Consider the following 14003-nt stretch of genomic DNA (forward strand, 5'->3'; position numbering starts at 1 on the left):
CCTGGTCCGGTTCTCGTCCCGGTCCTCAGTCCGTGAAGCCGTGGTGGGTGATCTCCAGGACCTCCGTGGCCACACCCGGGCTGTCCGGGCTGAGGGACGGCCCCTGCCAGCTGACCGGCAGCACGTCGATGAGCCCCCACCGGGCGACCTCCGAACCGTCCGCGCGCAGTGCCGCGATCTGCGCGGTCGGCCGGGTCACCCCCGTGGTGACCGACGAGATCCACTTGGCGACCTTGGTGGTGTCCGGGGTGAGCGGCCGGGTCAGCCGGATCGTGGAGAACGTGACCCGGGAGGGCAGCTGCCAGACGAAGCCGTTGTTGCCGCCCTCCTGGCGGTGCTCGATCTCCACCTGGGACGAGAGCCCCTCACACCCGTTGAAGAAGCCGAGGCTCTCGCCGTCGATGGTCAGGGTGAAGAAGATGGTGGAGCCCGGGTCGAGATCGGAGGGCATCGGGGCCTGGCCTTTCTGGGAGAGGGGGCGTCGGGAACGGCGGGGGCTTCGGGGTCGGTGGCGCGGTCAGTGGCGGGGGTCGCGGAGTCTGCCGATCCGTTCGCGGTCGAGCCGCAGTTCGGTGCGGAGCAGACGGGTGATGCGACCGGTCAGGCGGTGCGTCAGCTCGTCGAGCTGGAAGTCGGTGAGCGCGCGCGGATCGAAACCGGGATGCGGCTGCGGGTGAGCGTGAGCCTGATCCGCCGCACCCTGGTCGCCGCCGGGCGGCGTCCCGCCGGCGCCGCGGGGCGGGGTCCGCAGCGTGGGGGGCGGTGCGGCCTGGCGCCGCTGCACCACCGGGGCGGGGGGCGTGGGCGCCGCGGGCAGCGGCCGTGGGGCGGGGGTCGGCACCGGCAGGGGAACCGGCACCGGGACGGGCGACGCCTGGGCCGGTGGTGCGAGGGGTGACGGCGGGGCGGAGGGGCGTACGGGCGCGCCGGCCGCCGCTCCCGGAGCGGGCAGCGACCGACGCTGAACGACCGGAGCCGGCGCGGCAGGCGCAGTCGAGGGAGCCGTTGCCGGAGCGGTCATGGGCGTGAGGCCGGGGGTGGGGTACGGGCGCGCCACGGGCCCGCCCGCGGTCGCGCCGGACGTGGTGCGGCGCAACGGTACGGGCGCCTTGACGGCGTGGCGCTGCACGGGCGCAGGGGACACCAGGGGGACCGTGGCCACCGGGTGCCTGCCGGTGAGGGCGACGGGATGTGCGGGATGCGCGGGGTGGTGCTGCCCGGTCGTCGTCGTGGGACGGGCCGTACGGGGAAGGACGCCCGTGGGGCCGGTGGCGGTGTCCTGTGGCGGCGGGCCCGGACGATGCGTCGGCGTGCCGGTGCTGTGGGCGGACGAGGCTGCGGGCGGCGGGAGTTCGGGGGCGCCGGGCAGCGCGGCGCTGCGCTGTACGACAGGCGGCGTGAACGGGGGCAGAGCCGAGGAGGTGCCGCCGGGACGGGTCGCCGCCCGGGGGGCGTCGCCCTGGGGTCCGATCGGGATGCCGCTCGGTGCGTTCAGCGGTGCGGCGTCGGCGGGGCGGGTGGAGAGGGGGGCGCCCAGCGCGGGGCGCGATGACGTGGGCTGCGCGGCGGCGGTGACCGGCACGGCGGCGCGCTGTACGGGGGCGCCGAGAGGGGTGGAGCGTCGAGGCGGGGGGAGCGGTTCGGTCCGCGCACCCGGGGCGCCGGTGCCGCGGGCGGACGCGGCTGCGGAGGGCGTGCCGACGGGGGCCGGAGTCGCGGGAGGCGTCGGCGATGCCGCGGGCGGGCCGAGCGGCGTCGCGGGGCCCGGTCCGCCCGAGGGAAGGCTCGTGGGGGCGCCTAGGCCCGCGCGGCGCCGGGGGGCGGCCGCACCGGAGGCGGCCCGCTGGACGCTCGTCGCGGAAGAGGACGCGGACGCGGGCACGGACACAGGTGTGGGCGTGGTCGCTGAACCTGCGGCGGGCGCCGGGGAGTCGGCGGCAGAGCGCACCGGAAGCGCCGGGCCGGTGTGCGCCGGCACCGAACCGCTCACGCTGCCCGGAGCGGGCGTGGCGGGTCGCGAGGGCGGGGTGACCGGAACGGAGGCCGATACGGCGCGTTGCACGTCGGTGGCTCCCGTACGAGGTCCGGCAGGCGTGGGCGCGGGTGTGGGCATCGGCCGGGAGGGCGTCGAGGCCGATGCCGTCGCGGCGCGTTGCACGCTCGGGGTCGGAGTGCGGCCGCCGTCGTGCGGGGTCGCGGTGGGGGCGGGCGCCGGGGCAGGGCCCGTACCGGAGGCCGCACTTGACCCGTGGGCGGGGCCGGGAGCGTGGCCGGAGGCCGAGGTCGGTGCCGTCGCGGCGCGTTGTACGCCGGGCGTCGATGCGCGGCCGCCGTCGTGCGAGGTCGCGGTGGGGCCCGAGGCCGAGCCCGGAGTCGCCGCCGCTCGCTGCACGCTGGGGGACGCCGTACGACCGCCGCCGCCCCCGGAGGCCGAGCCGGGACGCACGGGCGAACCGGGGCCCATGCTCGGGTGCGAGCCCGACGCAGGCCCGGATCCCCGGGCAGGACCGGAAGCGGCACCGGAGGTGGAAGCGGAGCTTGAAGCAGGGGTGGGCGCCGGGCCCGGAGATGACACGGGACCGGAGCCGGGCATGCGTCCGGCTGCAGAAACGGAACCAGAACCGGAACCGGAACCGGGACCCGAACCGCGCGCGGCCGACGACCCGGTGGGGACGTCGGCGGTGGAAGGGGAGCTCGCGTCGGTGACAGCACGTCTGCTCACCGGGACCGGCGCGACCGCGCCGGAGGGCGGAGAGGACGGGGCGGCCGGGGCGGAGCGTGGAGGGCTCGCCGGGGTCGGACCGGGAGTGGACGACGGCGACGGGCCACGTTCCGTTCCGCCCGGCCGAGGTGCGGCGGCGCCGCTGCCCGGGGAGCGCATGCCGGCGCCCCCGGGTGTCCCCCCGGGGGAGGAGGACGGCGCCGGAACGGCACGCTGCACGCTGTGACCGGCGTTCGCCGAAGGGGACCCGGCGGAGCCGGCCGACGGAGCGGCCGCCGCCCCCGACGCACCTGCGGGAGCCGAACCGGCCGACGAGACAGGTGACTTCGCCGACGGCGGCAGAGCAGAGCCGGTCCGCGCGGCGGGCGTGACGCCGCCCACCGCCGACGGACCGGGGACAGTCGCACCGGCGCCACCCGCGCCCGGGACCGCGCGCTGCACCCGTACCGGGGCGCCGCCGGGCGCCGAGCCCGCGTGACGGGGCACCGCCCGCTGGAGCGCGACGGGCGGGAGGGCAGCCGTACGGGCCTCCCCCGAACCGGAGTTGCTTCCCGCCGCCGGTGAACCAGGGGTGGCGGCTCCTCGCGGACCCGGAGCGGGTTCGTTGCCGCTCGCCGGGCTTCCGGAGTCGGTCTCCGCACCCCGGCCGGACGCCTGAGCCGAGCCGCTGCCGCCGGACGAAGCCGGGGCAGGGGCAGGGGCAGGGGCCGGAGCCGGAGCCGGTGCCGAGGAGGCGGCCGGGGACGCCGGTCGGGCGGGCAGGCTGCGCCGCTGTAGCGGCGCCGACACGGACCTCGTCAACGGGGCCGGTCCCGTCGAGGGGGCCGGGCTCGCCGGGGACACCCGGATGCCCCGCGCCGGGAAGGCGACGGGAGCGGACGGCTCCGTCGGCCGGGACGGCACCACGGGCACCGCCGGGGAAGCCGGAGCCGCAGGCAGCGCGGAGACCGTCGGACCCGCAGCCGTCGGACGGGCGGGAGCGGCCGACCCGGACGGGCGCGGCGCCGCACCCGGAGCCGTGACCCCCGCAGCACTCGCCCCACTCGAAGCTCTCGCCGCACCCGGACCGGCCGTCGAGCCCGGACCGGCCGAAGCCGGGCGGGGAGCGACCGGCGAGGACGCGGGAACGGCACGTTGAAGGGGGGTCGGCCGGGGCGGCGCGGCCACCCGCTCGGGTTCGGCGACCGGTGGAGCCGCCCGCAGGCTGCTCATCAGGCCGCCCGGCGCCGCGTCCAGCACCGCGTGGAAGCCGGTGCCGGTGAAGGAGGGGTTCTGCCAGGTGGCCAGCCGGCCGCCGAACCCGGCGTCGGCGACCCCCGACGTGCCGCCGGTCGCCGCGCGCTGGATGGGCGGGAGCGTCGGCCACGCGGCCGCGACGACGCGTGGCACCGCACCGGCGTCGCTCACCGGGTCGGTACCGCCGCCGGTCGCGGCCGGCGCAGCGCTGTCGGCGGCCGGCGACGCGCCCGAGCCGTCCCCGCGCCCGCCCCCGCGGCCACTCCGGAACCGTTCCAGGAACCCCATGCCTCAGCCCTCCGCCCCGCCCCGGGTCACCAGGGACGCGATCTGGTCGGCGTAGCGGCGCCGGTCGTGGTGTTCCAGGTCCAGGATCTCGTCCTGGCCCCAGTGGAAGTGGTAGGCGACGTACGCGATCTCCTCGTGCAGCCGGTCGGTCGCGTACGTCACGATTCCCCCAGGCGGCTCCCGCCGAGTTCCACCTCGAAGGGCTCCGAGCAGTGGGGGCACTGCACCGAGGCGCGGGTGTGCCCCTCGGCGTTGACCTGACGGTAGAAGTCCTGGAGGAACGCCAGGTCGGAGGCGAACATGTTCTCCACGACGCCGTCGTGGACCAGCGGGAGGCTGCCGAGGCGGGTGATGACCCGGCCCAGCAGCACCACCGACAGGTACGCGGGGTTCTCCTGGACACGGATGTCGCGGAGCGGGACCAGTTCGTCCCGCGCCGTCGCCAGCCGCATCACGCCGTCGCGGTGGACCGTGCCCGCCTCGTCGACGTACCCGCGCGGCAGCTCGAAGGGGAACTCCGTCTGGAGCCGGTACGGCGCGGGGGCCGGGGCGGCGGCCGCGCCCGGCGCGGAGAACGCGGACGCGGCGCCGGACAGGGATTCGGACTCGGGCACGGCGGTGGCCGGGAGCGCCTCCTGCGGCTCCCCGCTCGCCGCCGCTGCCCGGACAGCCGTGCGCCGCATTACTCGATGACCAGTTCTTCGAACGTGATCGTCACGGTCTCGGTCAGCGCGGAGGCCTCGCCGGCCTTCACCGAGCTGGTGTCGATCTTGCTGCACCAGGCGTTGCGCATGTTGTACCGCTTGACCGGGTTGTTCTGGTAGTCCATCACCATGATCGTGGCGTTCTTGCGGGCGGTGCCCATCACGCCGTTGATCGACTCGGTGATCCACTGGTTGAACGCCGCGGACTGGGTCATACCGCGCACGACCGTGCAGGTACCCGCCTTCTTCACGCCGGGCAGCTTCTTGGTGACGGGCTTGCCCTGCGCGGAGACCTGCTGGTACTCGATGACGTCCTGTTCGAGGCTGAGGCCGCTGACCTCGGCGAGGTACTCGACCATCACGCCGTCGATCTGGAGACCGAAATTGTGTGAAGTAAGGGCGTCACCCGGCTGGAGACTCATCTGGCTTTCCTTCTAAGTGTGGTGAAGAGGGCGGTACGACGGCGGAGGGCCTGCTCCGGGCCTACTCCTCCAGCTCCCCGTTGCCGCTGGAGAACTGGGCCAGCCGGAAGATCACGAACTCGGCGGGCTTGACCGGCGCGATACCGATCTCGCAGATCACGCGGCCGAGGTCGACCGACTCCGGCGGGTTGGACTCCTCGTCACACTTGACGTAGAACGCCTCCTCGGGACGGGCGCCGAACAGCGCGCCCCCGCGCCACTCGTTCACGAGGAACGCCGAGACGTTGCGCCGGATCCGGGCCCACAGGGCGTGGTCGTTCGGCTCGAACACCACCCACTGGGTGCCGATCAGGATCGACTCCTCCAGGTAGTTGAAGTACCGGCGGACGTTCAGGTAGCGCCAGGCCGGGTCGGAGGAGAGAGTGCGGGCGCCCCAGATGCGGATGCCGCGGCCCGGGAACGCCCGGATGCAGTTCACGCCGATCGGGTTCAGCAGGTCCTGCTCACCACGGGTGATCTGGATCTCCAGGTCCACCGCGCCGCGCACGACCTCGTTCGCGGGGGCCTTGTGCACGCCGCGCTCGGAGTCGTTGCGGGCCCACACGCCGGCCACGTGGCCGCTCGGCGGGATCAGCCGGGCCTTGCCGGCGGACGGGTCGAAGGACTTGATCCACGGGTAGTACAGGGCCGCGTACTTGGAGTCGTAGCCGGCCGTCTCCTGGCGCCACACCCGGATCTGACGGGCGTTCAGGCCGGGCGGCGGGTCGATGATGGCGACGCGGTCGCCCATCAGCTCGCAGTGGGCGATCAGGCCCAGCTGGACGGCCTTGACCGACTCCAGGTCGATCGCGCCGCGCTGGTAGGCGGCCATCAGGTCGGGCACCGCGACCATGGACACCTCGTCGACGGCCTCCAGGCCGCCGAAGCCGGTGCGGTCGGAGCTGTCGCCCAGGTACTGCGCCGGGCCGACGGGCTGCGCGGCCTCGACCGCACCGGCCGGCGCGCCGGCGGGCGGCGCGGCCAGCGCGACCGTCTGGTTGTCCGGGCGGGCCAGCTGCGCGGCGGGCGCGGCCTCGGCCACGGTGATGAGCTTGGAGCGCTCCTTGACCTGGGTGACGACGTAGGAGCGGTTGCCCTTCTTCGCCGACACGTCGAACGTCTCGACGGCCTTGTCGCCGTCCTTGACGATCAGCTTGAAGCGCTCGGCGGGGCCTTCGCCCTCCGCGTCCGCGACCTCCACGCTCAGCGGGCCGCCGGTCTCGCCCGGCGCCACGGCCGTCACCGTGAACGTGCCGAGCTGCTTGGGCTCACCGGCCGGGAGGGCGGCCGGCGCGGAACCGGAACCGGACACCGCGGCGGGCGACTTGGCGTCTCCGGCGGCACCCGCCGAGGTACCGCCGACGCGGACGACGTACGCGGCCGAGCCGCCGTTGTTGAAGAACCCGTAGACGGAGTGCGCCAGGTAGTAGCCGTCGGTGAAGTCACCGAAGGCGGCCACGTACTGGGTCCAGTTGGTCACCAGGGTCGGCTCGTTGAGGGGGCCGGTCGGGGCGAGCCCGACGAAGGCCGCCACCGAGGTGCCCACCCCTTCGATCGGGCGGGAGCCGCTGGCCACCTCCTCGACGTATACGCCGGGCGACAGGTAGGACGGCATGCTGTGCTCTCCTCGGGGTACGCGTCAGGACGTCTTTCACCGTCACGCGCGAAGCGCGTCTGCCGAAACGGCTTCCGGTGCACGGTCCGGGGCACGGCTGTTGCCCTCGCGGGCAGCGCGGGCCGCCGGGACCCGCCCGCGCCGCCGTCGCCGCCGCCGGTGCGACGGGGTCCCCGGCGGGAGCACGGGGGCGGCTCCGGGGGCGGTGACGGGCCGTGGGGTCCCCTCGGGCAGCCGGTCGCGGCCCGGCAGGGCACGCACCCTGCCCCGTCGCCTCTGACCCCGCCCGCCGCCCTCCCCGTAGCGTCGGCACGTGAGCCTGTGGACATCCCTCGAACCCGCCTCCGTCACCGTCGACCCCGGCAGCCGGGCGACCGTCCGGCTGCGGGTGCGCAACACCGGTGACGTCGTCGACGAGTACCGCTTCGAGCCGGTCGGCCCGACCGCACCCTGGACGACGGTGGAGCCGCAGGCCCTGCGGTTGTATCCGGGGACGACGGGCACGGTCGAGCTGACCTTCGCCCCGCCGCGCACTCCGGACGCGACGGCCGGCCCCAATCCCTATGCGGTGCGCATCACGCCGACCGAGCATCCGGAGGCGGTGACCGTCCCCGAGGGGAACCTGACGATCACGCCGTTCACCGAGGTGCGGGCGGAACTGGTGCCGCCGACGGTGAAGGGGCGGTTCCGCGGCCGGCCGCGCCTCGCGATCGACAACATCGGCAACACCAAGCTCACCGCCTCGCTGAGCGGCAGCGACCACGGTGACCGGCTGGCGTACGAGCTCCAGCCCGCCAATGTGCAGATCGAGCCGGGCCGGGCGGTGTTCGTGAACACGACGCTGCGCCCGCGTCAGATCATCTGGTTCGGCTCGAAGGAGGAGCAGCGCTACAACCTGGCGGTGCGCCGGTCGGGTGCCCAGGCGCTGGAGGTGGAGGGCACCTTCGTGCAGCGCGGGTTCCTGCCGCGCTGGCTGGCGACGGCGCTCAGCCTGACGATGGCCCTGGCGATCGCGTTCGTGATGATCTGGCTGGCGTACAAGCCTCGGGTGACCTCCAGCGCCAACGAGAAGCTCGCGGAGGCCGGCGTCAGCACCCTCGCGCCCAGCCCCTCGGCCACGCCCAGCGCCCCGGCCCTGGTACCCACCCCGACGGCCCCCGTCGTGGTCGAGGCGCCCGCCAGCAGCCAGGCCCCGGCCGACGGCGGCAGCGGCAGCGGCGGCAGCGGGGGCGGCGGGAGCGAGTCGAAGGCCCCCGTGAAGCCCAAGCAGGAGACGGCGGCCGACGCCGTGAACAAGCTCGCGGCACGCAGCGACGGGCGGCACATCTGCTACCGCGCCTATGTGGCGGACAAGGGCTGGCAGGACCCGGTCTGCGACGGCGCGATCGCCGGTACGACCGGCAAGAACCTGCCCATCAAGGCCCTCAACATCGCCACGGCGAGGACCGGCGGCGTCACGGGCAACGCCGCCCATGTGGTCGGGGGCTGGCTGACCGGCGACAAGTGGTCGAAGGCCGGCGACGGCGTCAACATGTGGATGGGCTCCAGCAAGCCGGCGGTCGCGGCGATGGAGGGCTACACGATCAAGACGATCGAGGGCTCCGTCTGCCAGAACGCGCACGTCAAGGACCGGGGCTGGCTGGGGAACGGCTGCACCAAGGCCGGTGACTGGATCTACGGCGGCAGTCCCATGGAACAGAAGCTCCAGCTGGAAGCCGTCCGCTTCACCGTCTGACGCACGGTCCGAAACCGGGTGAACGGGCACGGCCGCTCGGCCCTTTCGGGCAGCGGTCGTGCCCCCCGGCCTCCTGACGCGCCCTCACCCCGCGGCATAGCGTCGACAGGTGACTCTGTGGACTTCTCTGGAACCGGCCGCGGCGACCGTCGACCCCGGCGGCACTACGACCGTGCAGCTGCGGGTGCGCAACACCGGTGACGTCGTCGACGAGTACCGCTTCGAGCCGGTCGGCCCGACCGCACCCTGGACGACGGTGGAGCCGCAGACCTTGCGGTTGTATCCGGGGACGACGGGCACGGTCGAGCTGACCTTCGCCCCGCCGCGCACTCCGGACGCGACGGCCGGCCCCAATCCGTACGCGGTGCGCATCACGCCGACCGAGCATCCGGAGGCGGTGACCGTCCCCGAGGGGAACCTGACGATCACGCCGTTCACCGAGGTGCGGGCGGAACTGGTGCCGCCGACGGTGAAGGGGCGGTTCCGCGGCCGGCCGCGCCTCGCGATCGACAACATCGGCAACACCCGCCTGACGGCGTCCGTCACGGGCACCGACATGGGCGACCACCTCGGGTACGAGTTCCGGCCGGGCAGTGTGCAGATCGAGCCGGGCCGGGCGGTGTTCGTCGACACGACGCTGCGCCCGCGTCAGATCATCTGGTTCGGCTCGAAGGAGCAGCGGCCGTACGCGCTGAGCGTGCAGCGGTCGGGGGCGGTGCCGCTCTCGGTGGACGGCACGTTCGTGCAGCGCGGGTTCCTGCCGCGCTGGCTGGCGACGGCGCTCAGCCTGACGATGGCCCTGGCGATCGCGTTCGTGATGATCTGGCTGGCGTACAAGCCGCAGGTCACCACCAGCGCCAGCGAGAAGCTCGCGGAGGCCGGAAGCACCGCGCTGCCCAGCCCGTCCGTCTCCGCGCCGTCGGCGCCGAAGGCGGACGCCTCCGCCGCACCGCTGCCCGAGCAGCAGACGCCCTCCGCCCCGGCGAAGGAGGAGGACGGCAGCGGCGGTTCCACGTCCGGTGGTTCCTCGGGGTCGGGCAGCGGGAGCGGCGGCGGATCCGGCGGCTCGGGCGGCACGAAGACGACGGCCCCGGTGCCCGGCGCCGTGATCATCGGCCAGGCCTCGGACCGGTGCATCGACATCACCGGCGCCCAGAACGGCAAGGGCAAGGACGGCACCCCGCTCCAGCTGTGGGACTGCGCCGGGTCGGCCAACCAGAAGTGGGTGTTCAAGAGCGACGGCACCGTGCGCGCGCTCGGTCTGTGCATGGACGTCGCCTGGGGGTCGAAGGACGACGGCGCGGTCATCCAGGTGGCCAACTGCTCCGGCAACCCCGCCCAGCAGTGGGTGCTGAGCCAGTACGGCGACCTGGTCAACCCGCAGGCCGACAAGTGCATCGACGCCAAGGACAACGGCACCGGCAACGGCACCAAGCTCCAGCTGTGGACGTGCTCGGGGACGCCCAACCAGAAGTGGCGCGCGCAGTAGCGGCCGACGGGAGGAGCCGACCTACCAGTTGGCTTCGCCCGGCACCAGGCGGCCCGCCTTGCGGTACTCGCGGCGGGCCCCCTCCAGCAGGTCGCCGTCGCCGACCGGCTCGTCGCGTCCGGCGGCCAGGTAGGCGGCGGTGACGACCGCGCTGCGGATCGAACCGCCGGCCAGCTCGAAGTCCTTGGCCAGCTGACCGGGATCGACGTCGGCGGCGCACGGCACGTGACACAGTCCGTGCCGCCACAGCGCGAGCCGTTGCCCGGCGTCGGGGAACGGGAAGTCGACCACCAGGTCCAGGCGCCGGGTGAACGCCTCGTCGATGTTGGCGCGCAGGTTGGTGGTGAGCAGCGCGATGCCGTCGAAGGACTCCAGCCGCTGGAGCAGGTAGGCGCTCTCCATGTTGGCGTACTTGTCGTGCGCGTCCTTGACCTCCGACCGCTTCCCGAAGACGGCGTCGGCCTCGTCGAAGAGCAGCACGGCGTCGGTGCGGTCGGCCTCGGAGAAGATGCGCTCCAGGTTCTTCTCGGTCTCGCCGACGTACTTGTCGACGATCGAGGAGAGCTGGACGACGTAGAGATCGAGGCCGAGTTCGGCGGCGACGACCTCGGCGGAGAGCGTCTTGCCGGTGCCGGACTCGCCCGCGAACAGTCCGAGCACCCCTCGGCCGCGCCCACCGCCGGCGCTGAGCCGCCAGTCGCCGAGCACCCGGTCGCGGTGCCGGGCCCGCAGGGCGAGTTCGCGCAGCTGGGTCAACGGCCGCTCGGGCAGCACGAGGTCCTGCCAGCCGACGTCCGGCCGGATCCGCCGCGCGTGCCGTTCGAGGCCGGACGCCGACTGCTGCCGCGCGGCCAGCCGCACGTGGTCGGCGGTGAGCGGCCCGCCCTCGAAGGCGGCGAGGACGGAGGCGGCCCGCGCGGCCCGGGCGACCCGCTCGCCGCCGAGGCGGTAGGGGGCGACGGTGGCGGCGAGGTCGAAGCCGGGGGCGGTGTCGAGGGGGCCGGCGGAGTCCAGCGCGGCCGCCCAGGCGGCCGTCCCGCCGGCCCGGCGGCGTGGCGCCTCCAGGACCAGTGGATCGTGGGTGGACCAGTGCGGGTCGTAGGGGCGCGGGTCCGTGAGCAGGACGGTGACGTCCTGCGCGTCGGCCAGTGCGCCGATCAGCGGCCCCGGCTGGTCCGGCAGCCCGGACAGCACGACCGCCCGGCCGCCGAGCCGTGCCTCGCGCAGCAGGCCGGGCACGCCGTCCTCGGGCCCGGTGAAGCGGAGGGCGTCGACTCCGGCGGCGCGCAGGGCGGAGGTGATCGCGGCGAGGCCGTCGCCCTCGCGGTGTTCGCGCAGATAGGCGGTGAGCGGGCCGCCCTCCCGCATCCGGCGCGCCAGCAGCCGGACGAAGTCCTCGTCGTCGGCGGGCAGCGGCGGGGGCAGCGGGTGCAGGTGTCCGTGCAGGGCGGCGTCCGGGGTGTCGTCGCCCAGCAGATGGGCGAGCAGCCGGTCCGGTACGCGCAACGAGCGCGACAGGAAAGGCCGTTCGGGCTCCTCGACGTCCAGCAGCCCGTACGCGCGCAGCGGCGCCGACGAGTGGAAACGGGCGCGGGCCGCGGCCAGGTGGGCGGGCACCCCGCACAGTTCGAGGGCGAGCCCCACGGTGGCCCGCCGCCTGCTCACATCGTCGTTGAGGTAGCCGTAGAGCGGCTCGAAGTCGCGGTCCAGATCGGGCGCGAGGGCGATGAGGAGGATCGCGGCGTCCAGCTCGGTGAGCCGGAGCCGGGCGGCGAGGGCGCTGAGCGAGTCGGTCGGGTCCGTTTCCCGGGGCGGGGTCGCGACGGGACCAGCGGCGGCCTGACCACCGCCGAGCAGGTGCCGTACCGCCTCCTCGGAGAGGTACAGGCCGCGCAGCGGATCGGCGGCCGTCGGGTCGACGGCGGCCCGCCGGTCGACCAGAGCACCGACCCGATCCCGCAGAACCCCGACCCGCACGAGCAACGCGCCGGCCCCGTCGTCCCGGGTATCGAGACCCCCGTGCCCCTCGTGCTCCCCGTGCGCCACAGGGCCGCGCCCGCTCGCGTCGGTGTCGTCGGTGGCCGCGTCGGATTCGGCCATGAACGGGTCGGCGTCGGCCACGAACGCGTCGGTGTCGGGCGCCGGTGTGTCGACGTCGGTCTCGGCTGCCCTGGTGTACGCGTCGTTCACCGCTGGTCCGGGCGGTGGGTGCCGGCCTCGCGGGCGGCGCGGGCCGCGGCCACCTGGTGGGGGCGGTGGGCGCGTTCGCCGGACTCCGGGGGGTCGCCGTCCATCCCGCGCAGGCGGACCGCCGCGCCCTCCGTGACCGGCGGCCCGGCGTCGTACTCCGGGTAGGCCGGGAAGGGTGCCGTGACCACCAGGTCCAGCGACGGCTTCAGCTCACCGCCCAGGGCGGACCAGATCTCGGCGAGGGAACGCGACTCGGTCTGGATGCCGGCCACCGTCACCGGCATCGCGAGCCCCAACGCGCGCAGGGAGCCCGGGAGCTCGTCGGCCGGCAGCATCTCGCGCGGCAGCAGCGTCGCCAACACGGCAGACAGCAGTCGGTGTTCGTCCTGCGGCGTCCGCGTCCAGGCGGTCACCAGGTACGACAGCCGGAACCAGCGCGGTGGTTGACGGCGCTTCACGACGACGTCCCGCTCGTCCCGCACCGCCATCTGGCCGCGCTGGCGACGGGTCACGTCCTCACGGATGTCGTACAAGTAGGTGTTGATCACAGGGGCGTTGCGCCGGGCCGCCCAGTCCCGGGTCGGAGCCTCGAAGGAGACGTCGATGCCGGAGCCCGCGAGCGCACCGCTTCCGAGCAGCTCTTTGAGGACCTCGTCCACCTCGTGGATCACCGTCGTGCTCCTCAACTTGCCGTGCCACACCCACTGTCCGACGATCGTGCCCCGGACGGCCCCGGATCCGCAGGCACGACAGGGTCGGCGGCCGGGCAGGGCGTGCTGCCCGCGTGTCCGCCTTCGATTGCCCGTTCGGTCAGATGTAGCCTTCCCGCAGGGCATATGCCACCGCGTGCGCCCGGTTGCGCAGATGCAACCGCGTCGTGAGTCCGTGCATGACGTTCTTGACAGTTCGTTCGGAGTAGGACAGCTTGCTGGCGATCTCTCCGGTGTCCAGGCCCTCGGCGACCAGCCGCAGGACGTCCACCTCCCGCGGCGCGAGCCCCAGGGAGGGGGCGCCGGGCCGGCCCGCCGCACCGCGGTGCAGCGTGCCCACCTGGCTGATGAGCCTGCCGAGCAGGTCGGCGGGCAGGTCGCCGTCGCCGCGGTGGGCGGCCAGCACCGCCTGCACCAGCCGGTGCGCGGTGGCCTCGCGGCGCCAGACGATGGCCCCGACCCCGCACTCGATGACGTCCAGGAGTTCCGTCTCGCGGATCGTGCCCACGACGAGCACCGCCCGCGCCCCCTCGCTGCGCACGATCCGCCGCAGCCGGCCCAGCGCACCCTCGTCGAGGGTGTCCTCGATCAGCAGCGCCACCGTGCCGGCGGCGGCCGAGACCTCCTCGCGGACCTCGACCTCGGGGCGCCCGCGCAACTGGCTGACGGCGCCCTCGCGGGAGATCGGGTCGGGTGCCTGGACGGCCACGGGAATCCGCCGCCGGGTGCCGAGGGCGACGCCTGGGACGGCGGCGCCCATCGCGGCGATACCCGCGGTTCCGGTCTCTGTTGTCCGTGGTGAGCTGAGCAACCGTTTCCCCCAAGTTCACGGGCCCGCCGTCCGATGGGGCTC

General features: G+C 74.6%; 12 protein-coding genes. 3 read left to right on the forward strand and 9 right to left on the reverse strand.

The window, feature by feature from the left end; translation table 11 throughout:
• Positions 1–25: 25 nt before the first annotated feature.
• A complete protein-coding gene (locus OG736_RS23210; RefSeq protein ID WP_020132884.1) occupies positions 26–451 on the reverse strand; it encodes a phage tail protein in 426 nt (141 codons plus the stop codon).
• A 66-nt stretch (positions 452–517) separates the two neighbouring features.
• A complete protein-coding gene (locus OG736_RS23215) occupies positions 518–1582 on the reverse strand; it encodes a hypothetical protein (RefSeq protein WP_327184146.1) in 1065 nt (354 codons plus the stop codon).
• Positions 1583–3569: 1987 nt separating this feature from the next.
• On the opposite strand from OG736_RS23215, the gene OG736_RS23220 reads away from it, so the two are divergent.
• A complete protein-coding gene (locus OG736_RS23220; protein ID WP_327184147.1) occupies positions 3570–3860 on the forward strand; it encodes a hypothetical protein in 291 nt (96 codons plus the stop codon).
• A gap of 389 nt (positions 3861–4249) precedes the next feature.
• On the opposite strand, the gene OG736_RS23225 is transcribed toward OG736_RS23220, so the two are convergent.
• The 4 genes from OG736_RS23225 to OG736_RS23240 all read right to left on the reverse strand — a co-directional run bounded on the left by OG736_RS23225 (position 4250) and on the right by OG736_RS23240 (position 7026).
• Complete coding sequence (locus OG736_RS23225) at positions 4250–4408, reverse strand: DUF6760 family protein (protein WP_020132885.1); 159 nt, start codon at positions 4406–4408, stop codon at positions 4250–4252.
• Positions 4405–4929, reverse strand: coding sequence for a hypothetical protein (locus OG736_RS23230; protein ID WP_062644980.1), 525 nt, complete (start codon positions 4927–4929; stop codon positions 4405–4407). The genes OG736_RS23225 and OG736_RS23230 overlap by 4 nt, the downstream gene beginning before the upstream one ends.
• On the reverse strand, positions 4929–5372 hold the full coding sequence (locus tag OG736_RS23235; RefSeq protein WP_020132887.1) for a phage tail protein: 444 nt from the start codon (positions 5370–5372) through the stop codon (positions 4929–4931). Before OG736_RS23235 ends, OG736_RS23230 begins: the two co-directional genes overlap by 1 nt.
• Before the next feature lie 61 nt (positions 5373–5433).
• Complete coding sequence (locus tag OG736_RS23240; RefSeq protein ID WP_020132888.1) at positions 5434–7026, reverse strand: phage tail sheath family protein; 1593 nt, start codon at positions 7024–7026, stop codon at positions 5434–5436.
• A 313-nt stretch (positions 7027–7339) separates the two neighbouring features.
• Here OG736_RS23240 and OG736_RS23245 point away from each other — a divergent pair, with 313 nt between their 5' ends.
• Together OG736_RS23245 and OG736_RS23250 are read left to right on the forward strand one after the other, a co-directional pair.
• A complete protein-coding gene (locus tag OG736_RS23245) occupies positions 7340–8761 on the forward strand; it encodes a hydrolase (protein ID WP_327184148.1) in 1422 nt (473 codons plus the stop codon).
• Positions 8762–8870: 109 nt separating this feature from the next.
• Complete coding sequence (locus tag OG736_RS23250; protein WP_327184149.1) at positions 8871–10250, forward strand: ricin-type beta-trefoil lectin domain protein; 1380 nt, start codon at positions 8871–8873, stop codon at positions 10248–10250.
• Positions 10251–10271: 21 nt separating this feature from the next.
• Here the strand turns inward: OG736_RS23250 and OG736_RS23255 are convergent, their stop codons facing one another.
• The 3 genes from OG736_RS23255 to OG736_RS23265 all read right to left on the reverse strand — a co-directional run bounded on the left by OG736_RS23255 (position 10272) and on the right by OG736_RS23265 (position 13961).
• Positions 10272–12440, reverse strand: coding sequence for an ATP-binding protein (locus OG736_RS23255; RefSeq protein ID WP_327184150.1), 2169 nt, complete (start codon positions 12438–12440; stop codon positions 10272–10274).
• Positions 12437–13111 carry a Pvc16 family protein gene (locus OG736_RS23260; protein WP_327184151.1) on the reverse strand — a complete coding sequence of 225 codons (675 nt, stop codon included), beginning with the start codon at positions 13109–13111 and terminating at the stop codon, positions 12437–12439. Before OG736_RS23260 ends, OG736_RS23255 begins: the two co-directional genes overlap by 4 nt.
• A 139-nt stretch (positions 13112–13250) precedes the next feature.
• Positions 13251–13961 (reverse strand): helix-turn-helix transcriptional regulator, encoded by a 711-nt coding sequence (locus OG736_RS23265; RefSeq protein ID WP_028807399.1) that lies wholly within the window; start codon positions 13959–13961, stop codon positions 13251–13253.
• Positions 13962–14003: the final 42 nt, after the last annotated feature.

It is taken from the genome of Streptomyces sp. NBC_01334 (assembly GCF_035983595.1).
In the GTDB taxonomy this organism is placed as follows: Bacteria; Actinomycetota; Actinomycetes; order Streptomycetales; family Streptomycetaceae; genus Streptomyces; species Streptomyces coriariae.

What these genes read in the sequence shown, in the direction of transcription:
- OG736_RS23240 (WP_020132888.1), bottom strand. Translation starts at nt 7,026, where the DNA reads ATGCCGTCCTACCTGTCGCCCGGCGTATACGTCGAGGAGGTGGCCAGC.
- OG736_RS23235 (WP_020132887.1), bottom strand. Translation starts at nt 5,372, where the DNA reads ATGAGTCTCCAGCCGGGTGACGCCCTTACTTCACACAATTTCGGTCTC.
- OG736_RS23220 (WP_327184147.1), top strand. Translation starts at nt 3,570, where the DNA reads ATGCCCCGCGCCGGGAAGGCGACGGGAGCGGACGGCTCCGTCGGCCGG.
- OG736_RS23230 (WP_062644980.1), bottom strand. Translation starts at nt 4,929, where the DNA reads ATGCGGCGCACGGCTGTCCGGGCAGCGGCGGCGAGCGGGGAGCCGCAG.
- OG736_RS23210 (WP_020132884.1), bottom strand. Translation starts at nt 451, where the DNA reads ATGCCCTCCGATCTCGACCCGGGCTCCACCATCTTCTTCACCCTGACC.